This is a genomic window from Bacteroidota bacterium (assembly GCA_016722375.1).
Lineage (GTDB): Bacteria > Bacteroidota > Bacteroidia > Chitinophagales > LD1 > Bog-950.
The window spans coordinates 1-26,304 of record JADKJG010000004.1 but is presented as its reverse complement, the minus strand read 5'-3'; the positions used below and the strand labels follow the sequence as shown (position 1 = coordinate 26,304).

Annotated in this window: 30 protein-coding genes and 4 pseudogenes; 9 read left to right on the top strand and 25 right to left on the bottom strand. The window is 43.4% G+C overall.

Features of this window, described 5'->3' with window-relative positions:
- Positions 1 to 3 precede the first annotated feature (3 nt).
- The 3 genes from IPP77_05500 to lepA form a co-directional block, all read right to left on the bottom strand.
- Positions 4 to 1,404, bottom strand: coding sequence for a TolC family protein (locus IPP77_05500; GenBank protein MBL0309134.1), 1,401 nt, complete (start codon positions 1,402 to 1,404; stop codon positions 4 to 6).
- A 148-nt stretch (positions 1,405 to 1,552) separates the two neighbouring features.
- The gene (locus tag IPP77_05495) at positions 1,553 to 1,804 is read right to left on the bottom strand and encodes an RNA-binding protein (GenBank protein MBL0309133.1); all 252 of its coding nucleotides are present in this window, start codon (positions 1,802 to 1,804) and stop codon (positions 1,553 to 1,555) included.
- Positions 1,805 to 2,332: 528 nt separating this feature from the next.
- Positions 2,333 to 4,123, bottom strand: a complete 1,791-nt coding sequence (lepA, locus tag IPP77_05490; GenBank protein MBL0309132.1) for an elongation factor 4 — start codon at positions 4,121 to 4,123, stop codon at positions 2,333 to 2,335.
- Between the two features lie 156 nt (positions 4,124 to 4,279).
- Here lepA and IPP77_05485 point away from each other — a divergent pair, with 156 nt between their 5' ends.
- Entirely contained in the window at positions 4,280 to 5,926 is a 1,647-nt protein-coding gene (locus IPP77_05485) for a CTP synthase (GenBank protein MBL0309131.1), read from the top strand.
- Positions 5,927 to 5,993: 67 nt separating this feature from the next.
- On the opposite strand, the gene IPP77_05480 is transcribed toward IPP77_05485, so the two are convergent.
- The gene (locus tag IPP77_05480) at positions 5,994 to 6,719 is read right to left on the bottom strand and encodes a DUF4398 domain-containing protein (protein ID MBL0309130.1); all 726 of its coding nucleotides are present in this window, start codon (positions 6,717 to 6,719) and stop codon (positions 5,994 to 5,996) included.
- A gap of 136 nt (positions 6,720 to 6,855) precedes the next feature.
- On the opposite strand from IPP77_05480, the gene IPP77_05475 reads away from it, so the two are divergent.
- The 4 genes from IPP77_05475 to IPP77_05460 all read left to right on the top strand — a co-directional run bounded on the left by IPP77_05475 (position 6,856) and on the right by IPP77_05460 (position 8,215).
- Entirely contained in the window at positions 6,856 to 6,996 is a 141-nt protein-coding gene (locus IPP77_05475; GenBank protein ID MBL0309129.1) for a hypothetical protein, read from the top strand.
- Complete coding sequence (locus IPP77_05470) at positions 6,997 to 7,290, top strand: hypothetical protein (GenBank protein ID MBL0309128.1); 294 nt, start codon at positions 6,997 to 6,999, stop codon at positions 7,288 to 7,290. It abuts the gene before it with no gap.
- Positions 7,278 to 7,505 carry a hypothetical protein gene (locus IPP77_05465; GenBank protein ID MBL0309127.1) on the top strand — a complete coding sequence of 76 codons (228 nt, stop codon included), beginning with the start codon at positions 7,278 to 7,280 and terminating at the stop codon, positions 7,503 to 7,505. Before IPP77_05470 ends, IPP77_05465 begins: the two co-directional genes overlap by 13 nt.
- Before the next feature lie 128 nt (positions 7,506 to 7,633).
- Positions 7,634 to 8,215 (top strand): NYN domain-containing protein, encoded by a 582-nt coding sequence (locus IPP77_05460; protein ID MBL0309126.1) that lies wholly within the window; start codon positions 7,634 to 7,636, stop codon positions 8,213 to 8,215.
- A 423-nt stretch (positions 8,216 to 8,638) separates the two neighbouring features.
- Here the strand turns inward: IPP77_05460 and IPP77_05455 are convergent, their stop codons facing one another.
- Positions 8,639 to 8,860 carry a hypothetical protein gene (locus tag IPP77_05455; protein MBL0309125.1) on the bottom strand — a complete coding sequence of 74 codons (222 nt, stop codon included), beginning with the start codon at positions 8,858 to 8,860 and terminating at the stop codon, positions 8,639 to 8,641.
- Positions 8,861 to 9,096: 236 nt separating this feature from the next.
- On the opposite strand from IPP77_05455, the gene tgt reads away from it, so the two are divergent.
- Genes tgt through IPP77_05440 form a run of 3 tightly spaced genes read left to right on the top strand, consistent with a single transcriptional unit; the run spans position 9,097 to position 12,171 of the window.
- Positions 9,097 to 10,227, top strand: a complete 1,131-nt coding sequence (tgt, locus tag IPP77_05450; GenBank protein MBL0309124.1) for a tRNA guanosine(34) transglycosylase Tgt — start codon at positions 9,097 to 9,099, stop codon at positions 10,225 to 10,227.
- Positions 10,228 to 10,229: 2 nt separating this feature from the next.
- Positions 10,230 to 11,306 carry an LptF/LptG family permease gene (locus tag IPP77_05445; GenBank protein ID MBL0309123.1) on the top strand — a complete coding sequence of 359 codons (1,077 nt, stop codon included), beginning with the start codon at positions 10,230 to 10,232 and terminating at the stop codon, positions 11,304 to 11,306.
- Positions 11,307 to 11,334: 28 nt separating this feature from the next.
- The gene (locus IPP77_05440; GenBank protein ID MBL0309122.1) at positions 11,335 to 12,171 is read left to right on the top strand and encodes a hypothetical protein; all 837 of its coding nucleotides are present in this window, start codon (positions 11,335 to 11,337) and stop codon (positions 12,169 to 12,171) included.
- 5 nt (positions 12,172 to 12,176) lie between these two features.
- On the opposite strand, the pseudogene clpX reads toward IPP77_05440, so the two are convergent.
- The 7 genes and pseudogenes from clpX to IPP77_05405 all read right to left on the bottom strand — a co-directional run bounded on the left by clpX (position 12,177) and on the right by IPP77_05405 (position 17,650).
- Positions 12,177 to 13,410 (bottom strand): annotated as a pseudogene (gene clpX, locus IPP77_05435) (ATP-dependent Clp protease ATP-binding subunit ClpX).
- A gap of 64 nt (positions 13,411 to 13,474) precedes the next feature.
- A complete protein-coding gene (locus IPP77_05430) occupies positions 13,475 to 14,173 on the bottom strand; it encodes an ATP-dependent Clp protease proteolytic subunit (GenBank protein ID MBL0309121.1) in 699 nt (232 codons plus the stop codon).
- 180 nt (positions 14,174 to 14,353) lie between these two features.
- A complete protein-coding gene (locus IPP77_05425; GenBank protein MBL0309120.1) occupies positions 14,354 to 14,524 on the bottom strand; it encodes a hypothetical protein in 171 nt (56 codons plus the stop codon).
- Between the two features lie 9 nt (positions 14,525 to 14,533).
- Complete coding sequence (locus IPP77_05420; GenBank protein ID MBL0309119.1) at positions 14,534 to 14,983, bottom strand: hypothetical protein; 450 nt, start codon at positions 14,981 to 14,983, stop codon at positions 14,534 to 14,536.
- 191 nt (positions 14,984 to 15,174) lie between these two features.
- Positions 15,175 to 15,528, bottom strand: a complete 354-nt coding sequence (locus tag IPP77_05415) for a hypothetical protein (GenBank protein ID MBL0309118.1) — start codon at positions 15,526 to 15,528, stop codon at positions 15,175 to 15,177.
- A gap of 7 nt (positions 15,529 to 15,535) precedes the next feature.
- Positions 15,536 to 16,267, bottom strand: coding sequence for a hypothetical protein (locus tag IPP77_05410; protein ID MBL0309117.1), 732 nt, complete (start codon positions 16,265 to 16,267; stop codon positions 15,536 to 15,538).
- Between the two features lie 129 nt (positions 16,268 to 16,396).
- Positions 16,397 to 17,650 carry a LysM peptidoglycan-binding domain-containing protein gene (locus IPP77_05405; protein ID MBL0309116.1) on the bottom strand — a complete coding sequence of 418 codons (1,254 nt, stop codon included), beginning with the start codon at positions 17,648 to 17,650 and terminating at the stop codon, positions 16,397 to 16,399.
- A 19-nt stretch (positions 17,651 to 17,669) separates the two neighbouring features.
- On the opposite strand from IPP77_05405, the gene IPP77_05400 reads away from it, so the two are divergent.
- Positions 17,670 to 17,978 (top strand): hypothetical protein, encoded by a 309-nt coding sequence (locus tag IPP77_05400; protein ID MBL0309115.1) that lies wholly within the window; start codon positions 17,670 to 17,672, stop codon positions 17,976 to 17,978.
- Here IPP77_05400 and IPP77_05395 read toward each other — a convergent pair.
- The 13 genes and pseudogenes from IPP77_05395 to IPP77_05335 form a co-directional block, all read right to left on the bottom strand.
- Positions 17,962 to 18,270 (bottom strand): hypothetical protein, encoded by a 309-nt coding sequence (locus IPP77_05395; GenBank protein ID MBL0309114.1) that lies wholly within the window; start codon positions 18,268 to 18,270, stop codon positions 17,962 to 17,964. The two genes, IPP77_05400 and IPP77_05395, sit on opposite strands and share 17 nt — an antisense overlap.
- Positions 18,271 to 18,424: 154 nt before the next feature.
- The gene (locus tag IPP77_05390; protein ID MBL0309113.1) at positions 18,425 to 18,703 is read right to left on the bottom strand and encodes a hypothetical protein; all 279 of its coding nucleotides are present in this window, start codon (positions 18,701 to 18,703) and stop codon (positions 18,425 to 18,427) included.
- A gap of 90 nt (positions 18,704 to 18,793) precedes the next feature.
- Positions 18,794 to 20,611 carry an Ig-like domain-containing protein gene (locus IPP77_05385; protein ID MBL0309112.1) on the bottom strand — a complete coding sequence of 606 codons (1,818 nt, stop codon included), beginning with the start codon at positions 20,609 to 20,611 and terminating at the stop codon, positions 18,794 to 18,796.
- A gap of 107 nt (positions 20,612 to 20,718) precedes the next feature.
- Entirely contained in the window at positions 20,719 to 20,988 is a 270-nt protein-coding gene (locus IPP77_05380; GenBank protein ID MBL0309111.1) for a hypothetical protein, read from the bottom strand.
- 4 nt (positions 20,989 to 20,992) lie between these two features.
- Positions 20,993 to 21,247 (bottom strand): annotated as a pseudogene (locus tag IPP77_05375) (Ig-like domain-containing protein).
- Positions 21,248 to 21,377: 130 nt separating this feature from the next.
- Positions 21,378 to 21,638 (bottom strand): Ig-like domain-containing protein, encoded by a 261-nt coding sequence (locus IPP77_05370; protein MBL0309110.1) that lies wholly within the window; start codon positions 21,636 to 21,638, stop codon positions 21,378 to 21,380.
- 33 nt (positions 21,639 to 21,671) lie between these two features.
- A pseudogene (locus IPP77_05365) lies at positions 21,672 to 21,923 on the bottom strand (Ig-like domain-containing protein).
- A gap of 3 nt (positions 21,924 to 21,926) precedes the next feature.
- Positions 21,927 to 22,451, bottom strand: a pseudogene (locus IPP77_05360) (Ig-like domain-containing protein).
- 245 nt (positions 22,452 to 22,696) lie between these two features.
- Entirely contained in the window at positions 22,697 to 23,773 is a 1,077-nt protein-coding gene (locus tag IPP77_05355; GenBank protein MBL0309109.1) for a hypothetical protein, read from the bottom strand.
- Positions 23,774 to 23,786: 13 nt separating this feature from the next.
- Entirely contained in the window at positions 23,787 to 24,407 is a 621-nt protein-coding gene (locus tag IPP77_05350; protein MBL0309108.1) for a hypothetical protein, read from the bottom strand.
- Positions 24,408 to 24,514: 107 nt separating this feature from the next.
- On the bottom strand, positions 24,515 to 25,882 hold the full coding sequence (locus IPP77_05345) for a LamG domain-containing protein (protein ID MBL0309107.1): 1,368 nt from the start codon (positions 25,880 to 25,882) through the stop codon (positions 24,515 to 24,517).
- Positions 25,863 to 26,129 (bottom strand): hypothetical protein, encoded by a 267-nt coding sequence (locus IPP77_05340; protein ID MBL0309106.1) that lies wholly within the window; start codon positions 26,127 to 26,129, stop codon positions 25,863 to 25,865. Before IPP77_05340 ends, IPP77_05345 begins: the two co-directional genes overlap by 20 nt.
- 35 nt (positions 26,130 to 26,164) lie before the next feature.
- On the bottom strand, positions 26,165 to 26,290 hold the full coding sequence (locus IPP77_05335; protein ID MBL0309105.1) for an SHOCT domain-containing protein: 126 nt from the start codon (positions 26,288 to 26,290) through the stop codon (positions 26,165 to 26,167).
- Between the last annotated feature and the right edge of the window lie 14 nt (positions 26,291 to 26,304).

Below are 26,304 nucleotides of genomic sequence, written 5' to 3'. Positions count from 1 at the left end.
TATTCAGTTTAAAGTGATGGGTTTGTCTTGGTAGAAATCAAGAATTTTCAGCCGGAAGATATAGGTGTATTTGGCCTTTACGATTTCTGATTCCGCGGCCACTAGGTTGTTTTTTGCCTGCTGCAAGTCGAAGTTGTTGGAAGCTCCTGCCCGGTAACGGTTTTCTGCCGCATCATACGCTCTTTGCGAAGCCTCTACACTTTTTTTATTTGCCAAATAACTTTCTGCGGCTACACGAGCGTTGGCAAAAGCCTGCTCGATATCTTGTTGCAATTGATTCTTCGAGCCTTCTAAGTTTAGCTGGGTAATCTGTTGTTGTAATTTAGCTTTTTGTATGTTCAGTATTCTTTGTCCACGGCTGAAGATAGGGAAGTCTAAACTCAGCCCTACTGCCTTCCTGAAATTATTTTGAAACTGGTTCTTCACCGGTGTCTTTTCATATTCGGCAGAAACCGGAATGGGTATGCCGGCAACGGTATCATAAATAGTGCGCACCAATGTCCGATCCTGACTGAAATACCCTGAACTGAGGCTACCGAAGGCTGAAATAGTTGGACTAAGTGTGCCTATCGAAGCCTTGCGCATGGCATTGGCGCTTTTTAATCGTGCTTCTGCACTTTTAATAGAAGGTTGGCTCTTCAATGCAAAATCAAAAATACTTTGGGAAGAAAGTGAACCGATGTCTGCCATATTATCAGCATTCACCGCAGGCATGTCAATATCAAAACCACTTTCGGAATGAAGTTGCAGTAATTGACGAAGCGCCAGCACGGACAAGTCCACTGCGCTTTTAGCATTTATCACCCCGACATCATCGCGTCCTAACTGCGACTCTATATCATACATTGAACTTTCGGGCAAGGCTCCTGCTTTCACCCGGCTTTTCACCATCTCTTTCTGATCGGCAGTCAGGGCGTGTTGCTTTTCTGCAATTTTTTCAATCTCTTTGTTCAATAGAATCTGCAAATAGGCCGAAGCCACAGAAAGCGATATGTTGTTTTTAGCGTTTTCATAATCGAAATGGGCGGCGAGCAAATCATACTTGGCTCGCTCTATATTATGAACTTGCTGTAAGCCGGTGAACAGGGGAATACTGGCAGATAAGGAAGGTTGAAAGGATTGAGAATTTCCCTGAGCGAAACTATAAGTTTGCGGATTGAAGCCGTTCCCGAAGTTATTGCTGTAGGTGGCACCTGCGTTGATGCTCGGCAACAAATTGAGCCAACTTTGCAGGTTATCTTTTTCGGACACCTGTGAAGTCAGTTGTGCCCGCTTCACCTGAAGGTTATTCTTCAACGCATAGTCAATACATTTTTCCAAACTCCATTTCTCATTCGTTTGAGAAAAAGAAAGAAGAGATAGAAAACAGAGAGAAAACAGTACAAGCGAGTAACGCAATTTCACCGGATAATTTTGAGTGCGCAAAAGTAAAAAATATCTGCTTCTGGGAAGCTCATTAGTCTCATCAATAGTCCGGCAAACCATATACTATAAGCATAAACAGAAAAGCCCCCTTCTCATTCAGAAGGAGGCTACTTTCCCTTAAATAATCTTAGTAAGACTTGGGAGGCTTTGCTTCGTTCACTACCAGGTTTCTGTCCTGGAAGGAAACTCCGTTCAACTGGGCGATGGCTGCAGAGCCTTCGCTATCGTTCGGCATTTCAACAAAACCGAAACCACGGCTTCTGCCGGTTTGACGATCAGTTACGACCTTTACGGAAGAAACTTCTCCGTATTGCTCAAATAATTCCTTCAATTGTTCCTCCGACGCGCGGAAGCTAATGTTAGCTATGTAAATATTCATTGTGGTTAAAAATAACGATTAAAAAATCCGACTAAAAACTGCTTTCTCATCTGTGCCTGATATGGAAGCTATCGAGTTTCTCTGAAACAACAATTTTAAAATCGCATCAAAAATAAACTAAAAATTGAATTCGGAGATAATTTTCAAGATATTTCTAGAACGGCATCCTGAGTCTGATCCTGAACTCATCAACTGACGATGAGCTAAAATGAAAAAGCAAACAAGATATTGTCTGCTTTTTACATTCCGGGTAAGGATTAGCTAGCGGGTCGTGATACCTACTTGCAAAGACTGTGCCATCGAAGAGCGGCAGAGAAAGGATTGACGGGCTTTCCCATTGCTAATAGCCCAAAACAGCGGGTAGTTGTCTTGATTACACCCGTATTGCCGGTGAACAACTTTCTATCCACTGTATTTGCTTCAAACCAAACTGTTTAAAATATTGGATAGGTCAGCGTATGAAATACTATACAAGTGGGAGGTATTTGCCTTTCGACAACATCGAAACTATTCTGTGCTACAGGGTAGTTAATCGTTCAGCTTCAGCACGGCGATGAATGCCTCCTGAGGCACCTCCACTCTTCCAAATTGGCGCATCTTCTTCTTTCCCTTCTTCTGCTTTTCAAGGAGTTTGCGCTTGCGGGAAATATCACCTCCATAACATTTGGCGGTTACGTCTTTACGCAACGCTGAAATACTTTCTCGGGCAATAACCTTTGCTCCGATAGCCGCCTGAATAGGAATCATAAACATCTGTCTTGGGATAATATCCTTCAGCTTTTCGCACATGCGCCTGCCAAAATCCTCCGCCTTGCTTCGGTGAATCATAGAAGAGAAAGCATCTACTTGTTCGGCATTCAAAAGAATATCGAGTTTCACCAAATCGCCGACGCGGTATCCTATCGGCGAATAATCGAAAGAAGCATAGCCGCGTGAAATAGATTTCAGCCGGTCATAAAAATCAAATACAATTTCTGCCAGCGGCATTTCAAAATGAAGTTCTACACGATCTTCGGTCAGATAGCTTTGGTTAATCAAAATACCCCGTTTGTCCATACACAAAGTCATTATGGCGCCGATATATTCGGGCTTGGTGATCACCTGTGCCTTGATATAGGGTTCTTCGATTCGTTCAATGCGCGTCACGTCGGGCATATCGGCGGGGTTATGAATCGTGAGCTTCTCTCCTTTCACCAAATAAGCGTCATAGCTCACCTGTGGCACTGTGGTTAGAATACTCATATCATACTCGCGCTCCAATCTTTCCTGCACAATTTCCAGATGCAGCAATCCGAGGAATCCACAACGAAATCCGAAACCCAGCGCAATAGATGTTTCGGGTTCAAAAACTAAAGAGGCATCATTCAACTGCAATTTCTCCAGCGAATCGCGCAGGTCGGTATAGTCGTCGTTATCCATCGGATAAATTCCGGCAAAGACCATAGGTTTCACATCTTCAAAACCATGTATTCCGGTCTGGCAAGGGTTTTCCAACAAAGTAATCGTATCGCCCACTTTGATTTCCTTGACGTTTTTCACTCCGGTGATGACATAGCCCACGTCGCCGGTCTTCACCGAATCATGCGGTTCTAAATCAAAACGAAGACAACCTACTTCATCCGCCACATAAGTGCTACCCGTATTGAAGAATTTGATTTTATCGCCCTTCTTCATCTGTCCGTCCATCACCCGGAAATAGGCAATGATTCCGCGGAAAGGATTGAACATAGAATCAAATATCAAAGCTCGGAGTGGTGCATCTGGATTTCCTTTTGGAGCCGGAATCCGGTTGATGATTGCATCAAATATTTGCTCCACTCCTATCCCCGTTCTTCCGCTGGCATGTATAATTTCTTCCTTCTTGCAACCCACTAATTGCATCATCTGCTCTTCCACCAATTCAGGATTCGCCCCCGGCATATCAATTTTGTTCACCACCGGAATGATGGTCAGTCCCTGATCTACCGCAAGGTAAAGATTGGAGATAGTCTGCGCCTGAATGCCTTGAGAGGCATCTACCAACAACAAAGCCCCTTCGCAAGCGGCCAACGAACGAGATACTTCATAACTGAAATCTACGTGGCCGGGTGTATCAATCAGGTTCAATACATACTTCTCTCCTTTGAACACAAAATCCATTTGGATGGCGTGGCTCTTGATGGTGATGCCGCGCTCGCGCTCCAGATCCATATTATCCAATACCGTATCCATCATATTTCTCGAACTGATGGTTTTGGTCGTTTCAATCAAGCGGTCGGCCAGGGTTGATTTGCCGTGGTCAATGTGGGCGATAATGCAGAAGTTGCGCGTATTTTTCATTCGGGGCGCGAAGATAATTGAATTGACGAATTGCGAGACGGATGCGATGCCGGGTGGAGGGCTCTGCTACCTCTCTTTTAACAGCGCCTCATTAAAAAATCACATTTTATTCGGCTTTGGCAGCATTATTTCTAAATTTGCGAAACACTTTTTTTCATGGCTAAGTATATTTTCGTAACCGGCGGCGTTACATCCTCATTGGGTAAGGGTATTTTTGCGGCATCGCTCGCTAAGCTATTGCAAGTGCGTGGCTATCGAGTCACCATCCAAAAGTTTGACCCCTATATCAATGTAGATCCGGGTACTTTAAATCCTTATGAGCATGGAGAGTGCTACGTAACCGAAGATGGCGCAGAGACCGATTTGGACTTGGGCCATTATGAAAGATTCCTCAACACCCCCACTTCTCAGGCAAACAACGTGACCACCGGAAGAGTATATCAAACCGTTATCAACAGAGAGCGCGAAGGCGCCTATTTGGGCAAAACGGTTCAGGTCATTCCACACATTACCGATGAAATTAAAAGAAGAATGTTGCTCTTGGGTCAAACCGGTGAGTTCGACATTGTGATCACCGAGATTGGCGGAACGGTGGGCGACATCGAGGCGCTGCCCTACATCGAAACCCTGCGCCAGATTCGTTGGGAACTGGAAGAACACGATACGCTGGTTTGCCATCTCACGCTGATTCCCTATTTGAAATCGGCCAAAGAACTGAAAACAAAACCAACGCAACACTCGGTTAAAGAACTTCAAACCATTGGAGTGCGCCCCGACATCTTGGTGTGCCGCACCGAAATGGATTTGACAGACGAAATGCGCCGCAAGCTGGCCTTGTTCTGCAACGTAGATAAAGCCTCGGTCATTCAGGCGCTGGACGTAGATACTATCTATGCCGTGCCGCTCGAAATGCAGAAAGAACATCTGGATTCTACGGTGCTGAAAAAACTTCAACTTCCTACAGACCATATCGCCGACATGTCGAAATGGCATGACTTCGTGAACAAACTACGCAATCCGAAACACGAAGTACGGATTGGGCTGGTGGGAAAATACATCGAATTGCAGGATGCTTATAAATCTATTCACGAATCCTTTCTTCACGCCGGGGCTGTAAACAATGTGCGAGTGGTGGTTGAAAATATTCACTCCGAATTTATTACACACGAAAATGCAGCCGAAAGATTAGGCCACTTGCATGGATTGCTCGTCGCCCCGGGATTTGGCGCTCGCGGCATCGAAGGCAAGATTGAAGCCATCCGCTATGTGCGCGAAAACAACATACCTTTCTTTGGCATCTGTCTGGGCATGCAATGTGCCGTGATTGAGTTTGCACGAAATGTGCTCGACCTGCGCGATGCCCACTCTACCGAGATGAACGCCAAAACCCCGTATCCAGTCATTGACATGATGGAGGAACAAAAGAAAATAAAGAAGAAGGGAGGAACCATGCGTTTGGGTGCCTATCCTTGCGACCTCAAGCGCGGCTCTTTGGCCGAGCACGTCTATCAAGCCGAACATATTTCTGAACGCCACCGCCACCGCTTCGAGTTCAACAACACTTACTTAGAGCAATTTGAAAACGCAGGAATGATTGCCTCCGGCATCAACCCTGATAAAAACTTGGTAGAGATTGTCGAAATACCGACCCATCCGTTTTTTGTTGGCGTCCAGTTTCACCCCGAATTGAAATCTACGGTGGATAATCCGCATCCGCTTTTCGTTGCTTTGATCAAAGCCTCCCTGCTTTATAAAACGGCTGAAAAAAAAACGGTTGAAGTGAGAAGAGCGGTAGAAGCATAAAAGCTCATACAACTTTATAAAAACAAAAAAGGCGCTCCCGGTTCAGGGAGCGCCTTTTTGTTGATAGCTAATTCAGCTTATTTAGGACGGCAGGTAATCCAAGGACTGAAGCCCCGTTTCCTCCTGTACTAATTGTTGCTATGCGGAAGTAAAACAATGCACCAGAAGTTAAACCATTGAGGATTGTGTTTGCCTTCGTGCACTCCACGTTTCCTTTCACTGCATCAGGTCCCGGATTCAAAGCATACTCAATAATATAAGAGCTTCTCTTTTTAACCGAGTTCCACTTCAGCTTTACCTGACCTTCTACTGTAGTCGTATAGGCTACAAAAAGTTCAGGGTGAGCAAGAAGGCCAACCACACTCTTCGCATCGCGAATATCAAACCCACTGGTTACCCCTACTTCCGCGTTGCCACGCGATATCAGGTTGACATAAGTCAACTCTTCGCTGAGCATAAACTTCACCTCTTTGAGGCGCGCATTGCGTACAATGGTTTTGGCTCTCGAACCGTCCATCGCTTGTTCCGCTGCGGCCAGCGCATCAATAGCCATAGTCAGGTCTGCCAGCGTGGGCTGCGGATCTACAAAATTTGGATTGCCGTTCATCATAGCCACCACATTGCGGACGAATATGATGATTTGAGCAACCGATTTTCCTCTAAGCCTTGTTACAGCTACGATGAAAACGAGAATAAAAGACCTGCTGTTTTGAGTCCGGAGGCTGGACTTTGGTTTTGTTGTTTTTTCATAATTGGTTACATTAAAAAAGTGAAAAAATATCAGTTCTTCCACAGGGTTGAACCGCTAGCCGTCTTTAGATAACCATCTCTGGTTTTTTTAATCTTTAGAACATGTTGTTGTATTGGTATACGGCAAACATTCTATAAAGGTTACGTTTACTGCTATCTTAATCATAAACTATTTATAATTGACTATTAAAAAGAAGTTTTTTATTATCACAGGCTTGATGTTTCAAGCGATAGAATTGATGCAGCATTACCGTGAAATGATCATGCACTACGATGAAATGATGGAGCATTACAGCGAAATGATCATGCATTGCAATTAAATGATGGTGCATTACAACAAAATGATCATGCATTACGATGAAATGATGGTGCATTACAACGAATTGATACATCAATACGATGAAATGCTATATCAATACGGACAAATGCTATATCAACTCAATCAAATGCAGTATCAAATAGTAGCGTTCTTCAACCGCAGAGTCCTTTTTGCGTTTATATTTATCGTAAAAAGAGACGGTGGGGGGGAAATGCGCATATCCGCCATATTTTGGTTGGTATGTATCCCCTCAAGACACATGTTAATGGATAAATTATACTTTTGGGAAAAGTAAATATGGAATATAAGTCAGGGGATTTAGTGTGGATAAGAGATGGAGTAACAAAAACTCAAAACTCTAATATTGACCTATTAAAAAATAGAATGCTAGTTGTAAATCATTACCATAATTCAATTGATGAGCCTATTACATTGATGGTAAATATTGTTGGCGATTCTGCGCCGTTGCTCTATTTAGTTTCCGAAGAACAAATAAATCTTGCTCAATAAAAAGCCCCCGTTGGCGCGAGTTTGTAACTCGTGCCAAATGGGGGGCCTGCCACAAGTTTTTATAGATTTATTGCGGCAAGCCGATAGTTATGCGTAACCTTACAGACCGCAACTAAAATTCAAACAATATGGCAATAGGACTTTTTATTGACGCATCATACGTCTACAAAGTTTTCAGAGACAAAATGGATTACATGAAACTCAGAGCTCACATCGAGAAGACTCTTGGAGACACAATTGATGAAGCTTATTATTTTAATGCAGACAATGACCCTCCAACAGCAGAAAAACTACACGGCTTTTTGACATTACCCTATCCAAAAGGACCTGGATTTAGAGTAAAAATATATTGGTTAAGCAAGAAGCCTCTATTTTGGCCTGAACAACTTGGTGGACTTCCTGTGATGCACCCAACAGAATCAGAAGTTCAATATGAATTGAGAAGTCAAAAAGGTGTTGACGTGGGGCTGATTTACCACATGACCCGTTCATATTACCGAAGAAAGTGGACTAAATTGGTATTGGCGGCTGGTGACGGTGACTTTCATGAACCAGTTCAAAGCCTAGTTGAAGGTGACGGTGTAGACCTTCATTTGGTAGGTTCTATTCCATCTATATCATCTGAGTTGCGGTCATATGCAAGGTCTATCATTGAAATTGACAAAGCCCCACTTCATAACGAGTTAAAGATGCCGGCAAGAAACCAATAAAGGCAACGCATAACAGCGGTTTGGCAAAAGTGGCGGTTCAGTGCCCCCACTCGTCCTCGTCTGAAGGAAAGCAAGTGGGAAAGCGACGAGTGGGGTAGCCGCAATCAATTTTCCCCCCGCAGAGTTTCCTCTTCAGAACTCTGCGCAAATGAAAGAGTAAACTAAATAGCGCAGAGTCCTTTTTACATTTATATTTATTGTAAAAAGAGACGTTGCCTTTAGATTTGTGCTTTAAATATTCATCATTCAGCATGCGATGTTCTTTATTGTTTTAAATATCGAATATTGAACGCCGAATAATGAAGGTAGAACTTGTAAGCCATAGTCAGCACTCCCTTCGCCTTTAAGGGTTCAGAAGTAGTTGTTGGTGACGTTCATTATATCAATTTCAATGGATGAACTAAACACCAACGGCACAGAAGCCTACTCAAGATCACAATCTCCCGCAAATGCTCCGGCATTTCCATCTAATACATAACAGGAATCTATTTGCTGGCTGCGAGTAAGCGAGGTAAGATTATATTCTGTCTTAGCTCCGCTCAAATAATGGCAATAGCAAACTCCTAATGCCCTCTTTTTGCAAGACGTGATAAGCAGGGAAGCAACAAAGATGATGATTACACCTTTTAAGATTTTAGTTTTCATAATGGCATATTTTAGTTGTATCCCAAAGTAAGCTTAAAAATCCAGATCACTATAACTACTTCTCAATTAGTGCTTTTTTTATCGCCGTGCGCCTTATGCCCCGGTTGATGTTTTTCCTCTAACTGGGCGTAGGCTATTTGCCTACGTCCTGACAAGATAACAGCTTATAGCTGCAAAATGTAGCCGGAGGCCACAAGTTTATTTCGCAAAACTTCCTTCTATCTTCACGCCCCGTTATGAAATTTAGTTTAATAGCCAAAGACCCCGGCACCAAGGCACGCGCCGGAGAGATTACGACCGACCACGGCCAGATTGAAACACCCATCTTTATGCCGGTGGGTACGCTCGGCGCTGTCAAGGCCGTTCATATTCATGAGTTGAAAGAGTTTGTCGGCGCACAAATTATTTTAGGCAATACTTACCATCTTTACCTCCGTCCCGGGACGGAGGTGATAGAGAAAGCCGGCGGCCTGCATAAGTTCAACAATTGGGATGGCCCCATCCTGACCGATAGCGGCGGCTATCAAGTGCATTCGCTGTCTGAGATTCGGAAGATTAGAGAAGAAGGGGTAGAGTTTCGCAGCCATATTGATGGCTCTAAACATTTTTTCTCTCCCGAAGGGGTGATGGATATTCAGCGCAAGATTGGCGCCGATATCATCATGGCTTTTGATGAATGTACGCCCTACCCCTGCGACATGGACTATGCCAAAAAATCCATGCACCTGACGCACCGGTGGCTGGAGCGCTGCATCGGTCGCTACCGCGAAACGGAATGTCCTTATGGATATGAGCAGACGCTCTTTCCGATTGTGCAGGGAAGTGTGTATCGTGATTTGAGAAAAGAGTCGGCGGAGTTTATTGCTTCGATGGGGATGGATGGAAACGCTATCGGCGGTCTTTCTGTCGGCGAACCGGATGATGAAATGTATGAAATGACGGAACTGGTCTGCGATATTTTGCCAAAAGAAAAGCCGCGCTACCTGATGGGTGTAGGCACGCCTGCCAATATCCTGGAGGGAATTGCGTTGGGGGTAGATATGTTTGACTGCGTGATGCCCACGCGCAACGCACGCAACGGCATGTTGTTTACGAAGCAGGGCATCATCAATATCAAGAATGAAAAATGGAAAGATGATTTTTCGCCGATTGATGAGCAGAGCGATTGTGCGATGATGCGCAATCATTCCAAAGCCTTCGTGCGCCATCTGGTGCATACCGGCGAGATGTTGGGCGCGCAGATTGCTTCTATTAATAACCTCAGTTTATATTTATGGCTGGTGAAAGAAGCGCGTCGCAAAATCATTGAAGGAACTTTTGCAAGCTGGAAAAAAGAAATGGTGGTGAAACTGATGCAACGGTTGTAGGCATGAAGAAATTGGACTGGTACATACTGCGGAAATTCCTTGGCACGTTTGTGTTCATCATGGCGCTGTTGCTGTGCATCACGGTGGTGATTGACGTGCAAGAGAAGATAGATGCTTTTGTGACGAATCATGCTCCGTTCAAAGCCATTGTGTTAGACTACTTTGTTTATTTTCTACCTTGGATTACGTCCATGATCGGGCCTTTCTTTGTGTTGGTGGCCGTTATCTTCTTCACTTCCCAGTTGGCAGAACGTTCTGAAATAGTTGCTATCTTGAACAGTGGAACGAGTTTTTATCGGTTGCTATATCCTTACTTTCTGGGAGCCACTATCTTGGCATTGGCTTTTTATGTAGGCAATAATTATTTCGTTCCCTTTTCTAATGAGAAACGCCTGGAGTTTGAAAGAAAATATGTGTATAAGCCACCCGAATGGATACACTACAATTTCCATCGGACGATTGCACCCGGTACCGTTATTTATATGGAAGGATATAAACCCAAAGACGGTACGGCGAATAAATTTGGTGTAGATAAATTTAAGGATGGTAGGCTCGTTTATAAAATTCGCTCGGAGAAGGTGGAGTGGTTGAAAGAAACGAAGAAGTGGCGACTCAATAAATACTACACGCGGGAGTTTAGAGACAACGGAGACCTGATTACGAAAGGAGAATTTATGGATACTACTTTCTCCTTCACTCCTATTGATTTTTCGTACACCGAAAATCAAAAAGAAACGATGACCACGCCGCAATTGAAGGAATATATCCAGTATCTATATCAAGCGGGACAACCCAATATCGAGTATTTTGAGATTGAGTTGTATCGCCGTACTTCTTCTGCTTTCAGCATTTATTTAATGACCTTGATAGGGGTGAGTGTGGCCTCGCGGAAGGTGCGCGGAGGACTGGGCTGGCATTTGGTGATAGGCATCGCTCTGAGTGCCTTATATGAAATGACCATGAAATTCAGCACTACTTTTTCCACCAATTCATCTTTACCTCCGATATTGGGCGTCTGGATACCAAATTTTATTTACGCGGCAATAGGGTTATACCTGTTGAAGCGTGCGCCCAAATAGAGGGCAATAACAACTCAATATATATTCTATGATCCTTATTGCAGAAAGCGGCTCTACCAAAACAAATTGGCTGACAGAGAAAAAAGAATTGTATGAAACAATTGGATTGAATCCATTGTTTCATACCTCCGAAAGTATTTATGCCGAATTGATGAAACAGCCCACCTTAGTTCAAATCAAGGAGCAGGTTAAGGAGGTGTATTTCTATGGTGCGAGTTGTTCCAGCGATGAACGGAAGAAAATTGTCTATGACGCCCTGAACAGTTTTTACTCCAAAGCCGCAACAATCATAGTCGAACATGATTTAAAAGCAGCGGCGGTTGCCACCTACGATGGGCGACCGGGTATTGCTTGTATTTTAGGAACCGGTTCGAACTCTTGCATCTATGATGGAAAAGAAATCCTTCAGGGTGTTCCTGCTTTGGGATATGTTTTGGGTGATGAAGGAGGCGGTGCTTACTTTGGTAAAATTTTGCTCGCCAAGTTCCTTTATAATGAACTGCCAGAAGCTACGATCAAAATACTTCGCGATGAATACGGCCTGAACAAGGAAAACATCATTGACAGCGTTTATCGCAAGCCACATGTCAATGTTTACTTAGCGCGATTTGCAAAGGTGATGAGTGATAGCCCCGACAAAGATTTTATGAACTGGCTGGCAGAAGAAGGCTTCGATGATTTCTTCAAACATCATATTCTTTGTTATGAAAACTATCAGGGATATCCCGTCCACTTTGTTGGCTCCATTGCCTTCTATTTCAAAGAAGCATTAGAAAGTGTTGCTGCTAAATACGGATGCGAATTAGGAATAGTGGACCGCCAACCTATTTATAGGTTGTTGGAATGGCACCTAAAAAATAAATAAGGAGATTAAGCGGCTTTCAGCTTGCTGACGTTTGCTTTGCCCATCTTTTCTTCTACGAATTCACGGGTAACCGTAAACTCTTTGACAGAAGTATCAGAGGGCATTTCATACATCGCATCGGTCATCACGGCTTCACAGATGGAGCGTAATCCACGGGCACCTAACTTAAATTCCAGGGCCTTCTCTACGACATATTCTATAGCATCATCTTCAAAATTGAGGGCAATGCCATCCGCTTTGAAGATTTTCTTGTATTGTTTGAGCAAAGCATTTTTCGGTTCCAACAAAATAGAACGCAATGCTTCCGCATCAAGTGGGTCTAGGTGAACCAGTACCGGTACACGACCGATGAGTTCCGGAATCAATCCGAAGGTTCTTAAATCAAGGGGTGAAATATGTTTCAGGAAATTGTCCTTATCCACTTTTAGTTTGTCTTGACCTTTCTTGAAAGCCTACCTTTGATTGATTTAAGCGGATGGCAATCAACTTATCAATTCCTTCAAAAGCGCCGCCGCAGATAAACAGGATATTAGAGGTATCTACTTTCACCATCTTTTGCTCCGGATGTTTTCTACCGCCTTGTGGGGGAACCAATACTTCTGTTCCTTCCAACAATTTCAACATGGCCTGTTGAACACCTTCGCCAGATACATCACGGGTGATGGAAGGATTATCCCCCTTGCGAGCAATTTTATCAATTTCATCTATATATATGATGCCATGCTGTGCAGCACTCACATCATAGTTGCAAACCTGAAGCAGACGAGAAAGAATACTCTCCACATCTTCACCCACGTAGCCTGCCTCTGTAAACACCGTAGCATCTACAATAGCAAAAGGGACATTTAAAAACTTAGCAATCGTTCTGGCCAATAAAGTCTTACCGGTCCCGGTTTGACCTACCATCAGGATATTGCTCTTTTCAATCTCTACTTCATCTGTCTTGGACTGGTTCAGTCTTTTGTAATGATTATAAACGGCCACTGAAATAAATTTCTTCGCTTCGTCTTGCCCTATCACATAAGTATCCAAAAACTGTTTGATGTCTTTGGGCTTGACGGAGTTCGGCAGGTTGAACTGAAACTTTTTTTGCTTTTGAAAAAGCTCTTCATCTATAATCTGCTGCGCCTGTGCCACACAGTTTTCGCAGATATGGCCTTCTATGCCTGAAATAAGAATCTGTGTCTCGCGCTTTTTTCTACCACAAAAGGCACAGGTCGGTTCGTTTTCCTTCTTCATAAGTTTGTGAATATGTAATTATGATACGAAATTGGACTCAAAAGGTTGTATCGTACAAGGTGGACTATTTCTTCGAGGTGCGGAACAGCACTTCGTCAATCATGCCATAATCTTTGGCTTCTTGAGCATCCATCCAATAATCGCGGTCGCTGTCTAAGGCCACTTTATCCATCGGCTGACCGGAGTGCTCACTGATAATTGTATAAAGTTCTTCTTTGATTTTCCGAATTTCCTTAACCGAAATCTCGATTTCACTCGCCTTGCCACCAATGCCTCCAAGCGGCTGGTGAATCATCACTCTGGCATGTTTCAATGCGGTGCGCTTTCCTTTTTCCCCAGCGCATAAAAGCACAGCAGCCATCGAAGCGGCCATACCGGTGCAGATCGTCGCAACGTCCATCGTTACATATTGCATGGTATCATAAATCCCCATGCCCGAATACACCTCGCCACCAGGGCTGTGGACGTATATCTGAACATCGGAACGCGAATCACTGCTTTCCAAAAACAATAGTTGCGCCTGAATAATTGCTGCGATATAATCGTCAATCGGCGTACCGAGAAAAATAATCCGATCCATCATCAGTCGAGAGAACACATCTACCTCACGAAAAGGCATCTGTCGTTCTTCAATCACCGTACGGGTCAGGTTATTGATTCCCGAAGCGTTGCTATACACTTTCTTGACGTAATTATCTAAGTGCATACTACTCATGCCGTGATGTTTCACCGCATATTTCTTAAACTCTTGTGCTTCTTTTATGTTCATTATCTTTAAAATAGGGTTCTAAAATGAATTTGTTTTGGCAATAAAACAAACTTCCACCAACACTTACAAGGGGAATTTGTTTTTTACAAGGATATGGGAAATGCTCTCGGGGAACATATCAGTAATCTCAACCATTCCTGAACGAGGGAAAAACAACAGGATATAACACCTGATTTAGCTTTGTGCCTTTTTCTTCTGTGGCGGTTTAGGAAGCCCTACAACCCGGAGGATTTCATTTGCCTTGTCAACCTTATCCTGAAAAACCGGAGTGTTCTTGAATTTTTCAAGTGATGGGTCAATGCGGACAATCGGAACTTTACTTTTATTCAACTGCTTGATATTCATGTTGCGAATTTAGCTCTTTTCTTTCCTCTTTGCAATAAATCCTTCGTATTCGGTATTTCTGGAAAAAGGTTCCCATTCCGCGTTACGAAGACCATAAACCTCGTAGTCTTTTTTTACTTCCTCCAGATATTTGGCAATGCCCATTCTGTAAAGCCTTGTGCGCGACTTAGTGCTACTAGTTGCCAGTACATAAACGTCAGGATATTTTTGTGTAAATGCGTAAAGGGTTGCAATGACCGTGACGAGAACTTTTTCACTATCATTATTATTAGAGATAACCGTGTCGTCAATCTCTCCCGTCAAGTGATTCTTATCTCCAAAAGCCAGATTGTAAAAACCTTTCAGGTTGGTTTCGCTGTATTTTACCAGTTTCGGTATTTGCCCTTTTGGGCCCTCGCTGATGAACTCAAAAACCATCAAAGACTTTTCGGCTTTGAGCGGATATTTTGGCAGTTGCATTTTCTATAATTTCAGTAGCGTCAAAACTAAAAAAGTAAATTCATTGTTATTCAAGTCACCTTGCTCCGGTTCTCCGTCATCTCTGCGCTCCCAATGAATTTGTTTTGGCAATAAAACAAAATATACCAACATTTACAAGAGGAATTTGTTTTTTACAAGAACGGAGGAAATAGGAAAAGCCTCAGCTTCCTCTAAAAATTGAACCCTATATTGAAATACGCATCTGCACCTGTTCCGACATTCGGAGCGATAAATGGCAAAAGATTGTCTGAACCAAAACCAATGACAAACACACCTGCTTTGATGGAAAGAAATGGACCAATGGAAAATTTATTATAGCCAAGAAAGCCCATATTAATACCAAGATTCAACACATTTTTCAGGCTGTACATATAGCCAAGAGAAAATGCTGGTGTTTTGGTAGCACTATATGCGTTTTGCAGACCTTGAATATAGGTCAGGTAAACATGATGCTGAAAATAACGACGCGTGCTATCTCTTTTCAAACCCCAGCCCGACTTTCCAAACCGATATTCAGCGCGCATGGTAATCTTACTGCCAAGGAGTGGTATAAGAATTCTCAGTCTTAACCGGGTCTAAAATTTCTTCATTAAGGCTGATGTTAATCCCCCGATCCCCTTCCTCATCCGTAAAGAGTTTAGCCTCAGCGCCATCATAACGATATGTTCCGGTTCGTGAATAATTTTTCGCTTTGTTTTTAAAACGGATAGCCCCCACATCAACCAATCCAACATCCAAAGAAAAGTGTTCATCAATGTTGATGCCTAAACCTAAATCTATACCCCAACCTAAATTATTAGCACCTGAAAGCCCACCGGTAGAATTCGGTATCGAAGTATTGACCAGATAATTCAAATTAAAATCTACATACTTCCCCTCCGGGTCGGTGTACATATTTGCATCTCCCCGTTCGGTATAAACATTGCCGATACCCATCAAGAATTTACCCCGAATAGCAGGTCGAATTTGTGCGGCATGGTTCTTGGAATGAATGTTTATAGGAAAAGCTATTCCTACTGGAAATTCCCGAACATAAAGTGCATTACCAATAACTGGCCCTAAAGGCACATCCTTACCCGCAAATTGTTTATTCCCCTGAAGCAGCAAACTAAATAGGTTCTTATTATAATGAAGGTTGGCAGTGATTCGTTCCCGATGACCAAATTCCATAGAGAAAACTTCGCGCTTTTTCTTTCTGACCTTGAAAGCAATGTTGATGGATTGTACATCCACCCCTGCAAAAGCGCCGTTCTTTGTTTTCATTTGTCCAACAATCTTTGCCGCCTGATCTTCAGTAAATTCCGTACCAAAATTAGGTTCTGAATAGAGGAATAACTGACTGAATTATTACTGACCCAAGGCATGAATATTAACCAAATTGAATTCTCCTTTTCAAAGCCCTCTCCCCAAACGGCTGGGAAAATTGCGGGCATCCATCCCGTTGATATGCGGGTCATATATGTTAGCCGAAACCTCCTTTTTCTTTTTGATGGGTTCTTTGGCATTCTCGGTTTCGGCCTTACTTTTTTCAATTACAGATACAGAAGAGGCGGTTTCGTTAACGGTTACTTTTGATTCGGCAGCTACTGTTTTCGGTTTTATTTCTTCAACTTTTGCTTGTGGTAAAGTGTCAGGCTGTCTCACAATCGGCTCGATTATTACCGAAGCAGGTTTCGGAACTGTTTCAACCGGGACTTCGGGCTTTTTCGGAATTTCTACATTCACTGGCTCCTCCTTTTTTTGTGCGGGAGGCACAGAAACTGGAGGTACAGGTTCCTGTATCTCTACTTTGGGTTTAAGCTCTGGAACCGGAATCGTAGCTTTCGCTTCAGCAGGTGGGTTTGGAATTGAAGGTTTGATTTCTTCTTCGGATGTTTTGTTAATTGCCAGTGCGGGCTTTGTCTCTTCTGGTTCTATTTTAGGAGCCGGAATTTCCAGCGATGGCTTTGATTTTACAGGGATACGAAGGACTTGTCCAGGAACTACTTCATCCCCTAACATAAGTATGGAATCATTCGCGTTCATCAATTCGGTCATATTGATTTGATACGTACTAAAAGCAAGACTGCCCCATGTTTCTCCGGGCTTTACGACATGAAGGATATAATTAGTGTCTGACACAATAGTCTGTACCTCAGCGGGTTTATTCATTGTTGGCAGCTTGGTTTCCTCTGCAGATGCTTTTGGATAAGAAACCGGCGCAGGCTTCACTTCTGGTACTTCTATTTTAGGAGCCGCAATTTCCGGTGCTGGTTTTGATTTTATAGGAACACGAATTACCCGCCCAGGGAATAAATCACCAACGGGAAGATTCGCATACATTAATTCTCCCATTGTGATGTGATATTTTGTCGCTGCCAAATTCTGCCATGTATCTCCTTCTTTTACGGTGTACAATATGAAATTAGAGTCCGGCTCGGCGTTTTGAGTACTAACAGATGCTTCCTCTTCTGTTACCTCGGGAAGTGGAATGTTCAAAACCTGACCGGAAGAAAGCTTGTTGTTCCTTATTTGGGGATTCGCTTTTTTCAATGCCTCCACCGTAATTCCATAGACCTCCTTAGCCAAATAATTAAGCGTTTGACCCTCTTTGACCACATGACTTTGATATTGACCGGTCGAGTTTATTTGCGCCGATAAAGACAACAAACAAAAAATAAGGAATATGGTAGCAGTTAGTCGCATGGCCTATTTAAACAAACTCGCTATTCTGATTTTCAAATCACCGGTGATGAGTACCTGTAAATTACTATTCGCTCCCACATACACCTCACTTCCTGGTAAACCTTTTGTATCTCCTTTTAACCGAAAAGCTACAAACCTTGCCTCCTTCAACTTTTTGATTCGGCTGGCATTCAATGAGAATGCAAATGATGTATCGGTAGAAGTTAATGGATTACCCAAGAGATATTCCGTTGTTCCGGCGGGGGAATACATATCGGAACTTGAAATAGAATCTATTGCTCTTTCCTAGAATCATCCAGAAAGTACATCTGGAAATTGTAATTAATGGGCATAGCATTGGTCAAAAAAACGCGAAGTGTACCCTCTGCTGCGTTATTGTCATAATCTTTTACATCATCCGTAAACAGTATTTCGGTGGTGTCCATTTCGGTATGTTCCTTTTCGGTGCGGACGGCTACTTTAGATACTTTCAGAAATTTGAAATCAAAGTTTAGCTCTAATGGCCCATCCTTGAAATAGACGCCGTTCCCGCCGGGAGATTTTAAGTTTTCAAGGCGGAGATAGATGTCTGAAGTAACCAATCTATTATTGTAGATAAACTCAGAGCGGGAATACCTTGCACCAGGGGTAATATTTTCGCTTATTATGTGCCGGACAACAACATTGGATTCATCAGTTGTGTGATAGGAGGTACGGAGAACGATTTCTGTGCCTGCTAAAATTGTAATAGGAAAATTATTTATTAAGGTGATCTGGAGTGACGCTAGTATCTACCTTTACGTAACTGAAATAGTCAGATAGTTGAATTTTAAATGGCTTCGTCTTGGATGGAGTATCAATAACCGGTACAAACTCCGGTTCAGTAGTTGAAAATCCACCCAAATCCAAGGCAGTAATTTGCTGTGTGAATTTCTTGTTCTTTAAATCACAAACTTCCTTGGCCGTTAAGGTAGATTTGATAATCGGTCCCAGCAAATCAGGCGACCACTTGTCTATATTAAACTCTTTTTGCAAGAGGATAAAAGCAAGAACGCCGTTAAAATTAACAGGATAGGTTTCAATGCTCTCCCCTGAATCATAAGTATGTTAGCTGCCTTCAAAGTATTATTTCGAGTTATCGCTGATTAAGGTTGCTAAAAATCTATTGTACCACCACCTCCGGTTCAGCATCACCTCTCCCGCCTTTAGCTGCAAGATGTAAAAACCTTTCGCAGCTATCCCCAAGTTAATTTCTCTGGAATAAAGACCAGTGGCCTTTACCGGTTGTTCTTCATAAACCAGTCGCCCCACTATGTCAAATATCCTGATTTCGATGGGGTAGTTCTGATATGATTCAAATGTTACCTTAAAATTGCCATTGGAAGGATTGGGAACAATACTTAGATTTTGTATAAAGGTTTCTTCAATACCAACCGGACAGTTCCGCTGCATGGGAGAAGAATAGACATCGCAATCGGGGTCATACAATGACCGGATTCTCACATAATAATCACCGTCACCGCTATTGGCAAAAAGATTATTAGAAGTACCATTCGCTATCATTCCACCATCAAAATACCACTGATAAGCAACGCTATCAGGGTGATATTCGGTAGTTACCGAGAACCAACATTCCTTAGCACTCACGCTTGGAGTACTTAGCGTTTCTACGCACTTCCCATCACCACCACTACCGGCTTTTTGATTAATCGTGTAAAAGTACGTTTGAGGAGGTGAGGAATGAAGCGTAATTTTCAAAATACATTTCCTTTCTATGGTGTCAGGGTTTTTAGGAACGGAGTATGTTACCATAGAATCCGTTAGGATGGACCCTCCGGGTAAGCCTGTCACACCCATGGTGCTACATGTATTTTCTATGCTCCATGAGCAGTTTGTGCCTTGCAAATCAACACTAAAGGATTTATTAACAACCCCGGTATCGCTAATATAAACGCTGTTTGGAGAAACAGACAATTTACAGGTGTCCGGTGGAACCGGAACATAATTCACTGTAACAGACGAGCTTGCCGTACATCCTTTTGAATCAGTTACCGTAACTGTGTATATTTTAGTTGTTGTAATACCCGTAACGCTGGGATTGGGTGTTGTTGTAGAACTTAAACTAACCGCCGGTGACCATCTATAAGTATAGGGACTAGTTCCTCCCCCTGCTGTAGGGCTACCGCCAATAGGAATGGAACCATTGGAATAGTTTTTATCGGGTCCTGCATCGGCGGTGGGTTTGGCATTGACCGTTACTGCTTTGAACGCTGTGACCGTGCTGCCGCAACCGCTTACCGTGTATGTAATGTTCGCTGTTCCTGCTCCTACCGCCGTTACTACTCCTGTGCTTGAATTCACCGTAGCCACAGAGTTATTGCTGCTGCTCCATGTTCCTCCCGATGTGCCGCTGGTCATATAACTTGCCGTGGCATTGACACAGAGCGGACTGGTGCCGCTGACGGTACCTGCGGTCACATTGGTAGTTACCGTTAAGGTTTTGGATGCTGTCACCGGACTGCCACAACCACTGTTAACCTTATAGGTAATATTCGCCGTTCCTGCCCCTGCCGCTGTTACTGCTCCTGTGCTTGGATTCACCGTAGCTACAGAGGTATTGCTGCTGCTCCATGTTCCGCCCGATGTACCGTTGCTCAAATATGTCGCGGTACCATTGACACAGAGCGGGTTCGTGCCGCTGACGGTACCTGCGGTCACATTGGCATTGACCGTTACTGCTTTGAACGCTGTGACCGTGCTGCCGCAACCGCTTACCGTGTATGTAATGTTCGCTGTTCCTGCTCCTACCGCCGTTACTACTCCTGTGCTTGAATTCACCGTAGCCACCGAGTTATTGCTGCTGCTCCATGTTCCTCCCGATGTGCCGTGGTCATATAACTTGCCGTGGCATTGACACAGAGCGGACTGGGTCTGCTGATTCACAATCTCCGGTCACATGGTAGTTACCGTTAGGTTTTGGATGCTGTCATCGACTGCCACAACCACTGTTAACCTTATAGGTAATATTCGCCGTTCCCGCCCTGCCGCTGTTACTGCTCCTGTGCTTGACTCACCGTAGCTACAGAGGTATTGCTGCTGCTCAATGTTGCGCCCGATGTAGCGTTGCTCGAATATGTCGCGGTACGATTGACACGGAGGGGGTTCGTGCCGCTGACGGTACCTGCGTTCACATTGGCATTGACCGTTACTGCTTTGAACGCTGTGACCGTGCTGCCGCAACCGCTTACCGTGTATGTAATGTTCGCTGTTCCTGCTCCTACCGCCGTTACTACTCCTGTGCTTGAATTCACCGTAGCCACAGAGTTATTGCTGCTGCTCCATGTTCCTCCCGATGCCGCTGGTCATATAACTTGCCGTGGCATTGACACAGAGCGGACTGGTGCCGCTGACGGTACCTGCGGTCACATTGGTAGTTACCGTTGGGTCTTGGATGCTGTCCGGACTGCCACAACCACTGTTAACCTTATAGGTAATATTCGCCGTTCCTGCCCCTGCCGCTGTTACTGCTCCTGTGCTTGGATTCACCGTAGCTACAGAGGTATTGCTGCTGCTCCATGTTCTGCCCGATGTACCGTTGCTTAAATATGTTTATTGCTGCTGCTCCATGTTCCACCCGATGTGCCGCTGGTCATATAACTTGCCGTGGCATTGACACAGAGCGGACTGGTGCCGCTGACGGTACCTGCGGTCACACATTGGTAGTTACCGTTAAGGTTTTGGATGCTGTCACCGGACTGCCACAACCACTGTTAACCTTATAGGTAATACTCGCTGTTCCTGCTCCTACCGCCGTTACTGCTCCTGTGCTTGGAATTACCGTAGCCACAGCGGTATTACTGCTGCTCCATGTTCCACCGGATGTACCGCTGCTCGTATAGGTCGTCGTGGCATTGACACAGAGCGGGCTGGTGCCGCTTACGGTACCAGCTGTCACAGAGGTAGTTACCATTAATGTTTTGGATGCTGTCACCGGACTGCCACAACCACTATTCACCGTGTATGTAATAGTAGTGGTTCCTGCTCCAACTGCTGTTACTGCTCCTGTGCTTGGAATTACCGTAGCCACAGCGGTATTACTGCTGCTCCAGGTTCCACCCGATGTGCCATTGGTCATATAACTTGCCGTGGCATTGACACAGAGCGGACTGGTGCCGCTTACAGTACCAGCACTAACATTGGCATTGACCGTTACTGCTTTGAATGCTGTGACCGTGCTGCCGCAACCGCTGACCATGTATGTAATGTTCGCCGTTCCTGCTCCTGCTGCCGTTACTACTCCTGTGCTTGGATTCACCGTAGCCACAGAGTTATTGCTGCTACTCCATGTTCCCCCTGATGTGCCGTTGGTTGTATAAGTTGCTGTGCCATTGACACAGAGCGGATTAGTGCCGCTTACGGTACCAGCTGTAATATTGGCATTGACTGTCACTTGCAAGGATGCACAAGAAGTAGTATTGCATCCTTCAGCGCGGCAATAATATGTTGTATTACCTACAGGGGGATATATGATAATTGAACTGCCAAATCCTTGATAAGTTCCACTAGTGCAATTTCCACTATACCATTTCCATTGGGCCCCAGAACCAAGCGAACCGCCGATGACTGTCAGAGTTACAGGATTACCATAACAGAGAGGGTTTTGAGAGGCGCTAATTGAAGATGGCGAAGTCGAATTACTGCAATTACTTTTGTATGCGAGAGTAACACTAGTAGTATTATTCGCGCAAGGGTTTGTCCAGGTTGACCACTCGTTTGTCTGCATTCGCACAACTCCGGTGAAGTCCGAAGTCCATGTTATTTTTGGATCCAAGCTTGATGAGCCACAAGCGTCACAATTGCTTGCAAGAAATCCATTTGTAGCATTATTATAGAGATTTATTCGCAAGTCAATCGAATTTGAATTGCCGCCACTTCCGTCATTGTTGCAATAACTCCAATAATAAGTTACTCCAGAAATGACATTATATAAACTATATTGACCTGCCTGTTGAGATTGCGTTGACCAATTTACGGTAGGGTTAAGGTGCTTGATGGATTTTTAGAACCCGCAGGCTGACATTGGCATTGACAATCAATTTTCAAACTATAAGCACCTGAATAACCGTTGTAACCATCAACGACAATGTAGTAAACTCCGGGTGGAGCATTGGCCAATTCAGCATATTCTGTCGCAGGAACTTCGTATTCGCAGTTCCCACTATTGTTGTTGCACGATGATAAAATGAACACATCCAAGTTGCCATTCGCATTTAGCAATTCAGCTCTGATTTTACCAGTTGTGGTAGTGTTGATGACATATACCTTTTCAGGTCCGCTTTCATTCCACGAAGGAATACAAGCGTATGAATTAGCGTTATTCGCTCCACCAACAGTAGTTTGATTTGTTAGTACTGTGCCACAATTTACAGGAATTGCATTAGAGCAATTCAGTTGACCACCACCGCCACCACAAGAAGTTAAGCAGGATGCGGAATTATAATTGTTACGTATCAAATTTCCGGGCTGAGTTCCAAATCCATTTGAAAAATTGATACCGGGATTTGGTGATAAATGACAATAGCTCATTATCGTTCCTCCATTGCTGGGGCTAGGCCCTCTATTACATTGCCCTTCAGGAGTATAACAATTATCTATGGCACCTCCGGCCCAACTGCATGAATGAGTATGAGGGGATCCCATATTATGGCCTAACTCATGAGAGACCACTTGTATAGTCCATGAATAAACAGGCGGTGAGCTTGACGTATAAATGTTAAAAATATTGCTATAGGCATACGAAAAATTCTTATAACAAAAACCATTCACGACATAAGATAAAGGTCCCGCAATTCCACCTATATTAATTGATCGTGTAGAAAGTAGATGAGCAAATGTTCCACTATATGATGTGCGATAATTGCTGAAGGCATTGATAATTGTTGGAGAGGTGGAATAGTTGATATATGGATCAGTACTTGTCCAAACGTAAATCGAGCTAATTTGAACATCAATACTTTCTGCTGAGTATAGGGCTTGCACCACATTAAATAAACCGGTCACATAGTTTCCCACATTGGTTGTATTACTCGCTCTATCAAGATACATTTGATAATCACATTCAAAATATATTTTTACGCAACCGCTGGCACTTTGTCCTCTTGCGCCGGAGTTTTTTTATCGTATTATCTAACCCCTCTTTAACAGAACATTGAAATTCTTGCTTATTCGTTAAGTCTTTAGTATTGTAGAGGATATATAGGTTATTGTTCCTTGCCTCTTCGTTTTTCAATATTAATTCGTAGTTGCCATTTTTATTCGAAAACAGACACATGATGTAATCTTTGAAAATACTTAAGGTAGCTATCGAAGTGCTATCACCTTTGATTTTTCCTTGATAATGTAATCCAGGTTCGTATTGAATAGAGTCATTTGAGCTAGTAACCAACGCGAAACCCGAGGAAAAAATATTTGACTGATGCAAAGAAAGTACTTCAAAAGTGGAATCCGAAACTGGAATTTTCAATTCCAGCATCTCTGGCTTGACCCTATTAAGTTCTGACAGTTTTGAAAAGTCAAGAAGGATATACAGTGGGTCTTTTATAAAATTAGTATCATTTATAAACTGCTTTGGTTTTTGGGTTATTGAAAAAAGGTTTTGAGATTTTATGCTGACTATTTGCGCATTGGTAATAAATTCAACCAAAACAAATGCAAGAAGAAGGATGATTTTTGATTTCATTTTTATTAATTTGAGTACTTATGGAATTTAAAAAGGATATTGAAAACCAAGGCCATTATTATAAATCTGTGTTATTTCGATGGGAGTTAAAATTCTACCCCATAAACCTATTTCATCAAGGGAGCCATTGAGCCATTTAGGATCAGTAAGTCGGTCACCAATAACAAGGGGCACTGCTGCAAATTCGACATTGCCCACATAGCATTATCAGCGCCAAGGAAACCTCCGTTGACGTAAACTTTGGCGTTCCCACCGCTCATCTTCGTTACAACTACGTGCGTAAAAACTCCAAGCGGAAGAGTGTAAGTAACATTTGAAGTTGGTGCGCCAGTATTGTTGCCTAAACAAGCAATACTCTGCGTTCCCCCATTATTATATAATTCAATACCCCATCCCCCTGACCCCGACACATCATCTCGTTTAGTCATGATAGTCATTACGTTGTTAGATGTAGGTAAGGAGAGTGGCTTAACCCAAAATGAAACGCTTAAATTGGATGGGGAAAGCGCAGGGTCCTGGGGCACAACAATTCTGCTTGACAAGCCATTAAATCCAGCACCGTTATTGATTATTCCATTGGCGTTAGAATAACTGATGTTCGCATCTGCTCCATTGTGTCCATTCACCATATCAATGCTGTTACCGTCCATTTTCCAATATGCAATGATTCCGTTAACAATGGAAGATGACTGGAATCCAAAAACGGACACTATCAAATCCCATTTCGAATCAGCGGCATTGTAAATGAAAATTGCGTAATCAGTATTTTCCGCTCCTGAAGTAGCGGTTGGAAGTGGAAGGCTGGTACTTCCTCTGAACACCAAATTCCAAACAAACGTCTGCACGTTTGTTGATTTGATTCTAAAAATAATTTTTTGACCATCACGAGGTGTTCCGGATGGAGCATTTACTGTAAGTAAACCGGTTGGTTGTGTATTCAACTGGGTATTTTCGTCGGCAGAGTCGGGTGTAAGAGTAAATGTTGCAGCATCAGGCATTGGAACAACACGTGGAAGTCCAAAACTTTGGGGTCCAGTTGGCCCCATTATTCCAGTCGCACCAGTTGGCCCAGTTGCTCCAATTGTGGTTATACCTGTAGGCCCTGTATTACCTTGAATACCTTGTACTCCTGTTGCACCCGTTGTTCCTGTAAATCCAATTCCAGTGGCACCAATCGCCCCTGTATTACCGGTAGGGCCAGTTACCCCTTGCACTCCGGTTGGTCCGCTAACGCCGTTTACACCTGTAGGTCCTGTAGAGCCGGTGGCACCGCCTCCGCTTCCTGCGGTGCCGGTGGGACCAGTTGGCCCTGTCGCTCCGGAAGGGCCGGGAAGGCTATTGGCAGAAAACAGAGCATAGGGAACACTCAGCAATTGTGTGGAACCCATGCTGATATAATTCGTTCCGCCGCTTATGTCAATTAATACCTCAAGATATTTTTCTCCACCTGTCCAGCTAACCAGCAAGATTTCCACCTGAGCCAATACTATAGTTGATTAAACCAAATTGATTGGTTGTAACTGATGCGTTCTCCTGAAATACTGTATTGCCATTGGGTGTTAAATCATGAACTATAAACTGCATAGAAACATTCGCATTGGCTAAAGGTAAGCCATTAGAACCCCTAACGATTGTCTGGTAATTAAATTTTTGAGGTGCTTGTCCCTGAACTGAAAATAAGAGCACAATGCTCAAAACGAGAAAAAGAAATTGCTTTTTCATTTGCACTGATTTATATGAAATGAATACTTGAATGTTTATTTACTTAGTATTTTCTGCTTCTGAGCATCATATTCTTCTTTAGTTAGAACACCTGCATCTAAGAGATCCTTCAATTTTTTCAATTCATCAGCTACACTTACAGACCCTTGCTGAATGATAATAGGCTTTCCTTTTC

Excerpts from the sequence above, each read along its gene's own strand:
- IPP77_05495 (MBL0309133.1), bottom strand. The coding sequence starts at position 1,804 with ATGAATATTTACATAGCTAACATTAGCTTCCGCGCGTCGGAGGAACAA.
- lepA (MBL0309132.1), bottom strand. The coding sequence starts at position 4,123 with ATGAAAAATACGCGCAACTTCTGCATTATCGCCCACATTGACCACGGC.
- IPP77_05485 (MBL0309131.1), top strand. The coding sequence starts at position 4,280 with ATGGCTAAGTATATTTTCGTAACCGGCGGCGTTACATCCTCATTGGGT.
- IPP77_05470 (MBL0309128.1), top strand. The coding sequence starts at position 6,997 with ATGATGGTGCATTACAACAAAATGATCATGCATTACGATGAAATGATG.
- IPP77_05460 (MBL0309126.1), top strand. The coding sequence starts at position 7,634 with ATGGCAATAGGACTTTTTATTGACGCATCATACGTCTACAAAGTTTTC.
- IPP77_05455 (MBL0309125.1), bottom strand. The coding sequence starts at position 8,860 with ATGAAAACTAAAATCTTAAAAGGTGTAATCATCATCTTTGTTGCTTCC.
- tgt (MBL0309124.1), top strand. The coding sequence starts at position 9,097 with ATGAAATTTAGTTTAATAGCCAAAGACCCCGGCACCAAGGCACGCGCC.
- IPP77_05445 (MBL0309123.1), top strand. The coding sequence starts at position 10,230 with ATGAAGAAATTGGACTGGTACATACTGCGGAAATTCCTTGGCACGTTT.
- IPP77_05440 (MBL0309122.1), top strand. The coding sequence starts at position 11,335 with ATGATCCTTATTGCAGAAAGCGGCTCTACCAAAACAAATTGGCTGACA.
- IPP77_05425 (MBL0309120.1), bottom strand. The coding sequence starts at position 14,524 with ATGAATATCAAGCAGTTGAATAAAAGTAAAGTTCCGATTGTCCGCATT.
- IPP77_05420 (MBL0309119.1), bottom strand. The coding sequence starts at position 14,983 with ATGCAACTGCCAAAATATCCGCTCAAAGCCGAAAAGTCTTTGATGGTT.
- IPP77_05415 (MBL0309118.1), bottom strand. The coding sequence starts at position 15,528 with ATGCGCGCTGAATATCGGTTTGGAAAGTCGGGCTGGGGTTTGAAAAGA.
- IPP77_05410 (MBL0309117.1), bottom strand. The coding sequence starts at position 16,267 with ATGAAAACAAAGAACGGCGCTTTTGCAGGGGTGGATGTACAATCCATC.
- IPP77_05400 (MBL0309115.1), top strand. The coding sequence starts at position 17,670 with ATGGTAGCAGTTAGTCGCATGGCCTATTTAAACAAACTCGCTATTCTG.
- IPP77_05370 (MBL0309110.1), bottom strand. The coding sequence starts at position 21,638 with ATGGTAACTACCTCTGTGACAGCTGGTACCGTAAGCGGCACCAGCCCG.
- IPP77_05355 (MBL0309109.1), bottom strand. The coding sequence starts at position 23,773 with ATGTATCTTGATAGAGCGAGTAATACAACCAATGTGGGAAACTATGTG.
- IPP77_05350 (MBL0309108.1), bottom strand. The coding sequence starts at position 24,407 with ATGAAATCAAAAATCATCCTTCTTCTTGCATTTGTTTTGGTTGAATTT.
- IPP77_05340 (MBL0309106.1), bottom strand. The coding sequence starts at position 26,129 with ATGAAAAAGCAATTTCTTTTTCTCGTTTTGAGCATTGTGCTCTTATTT.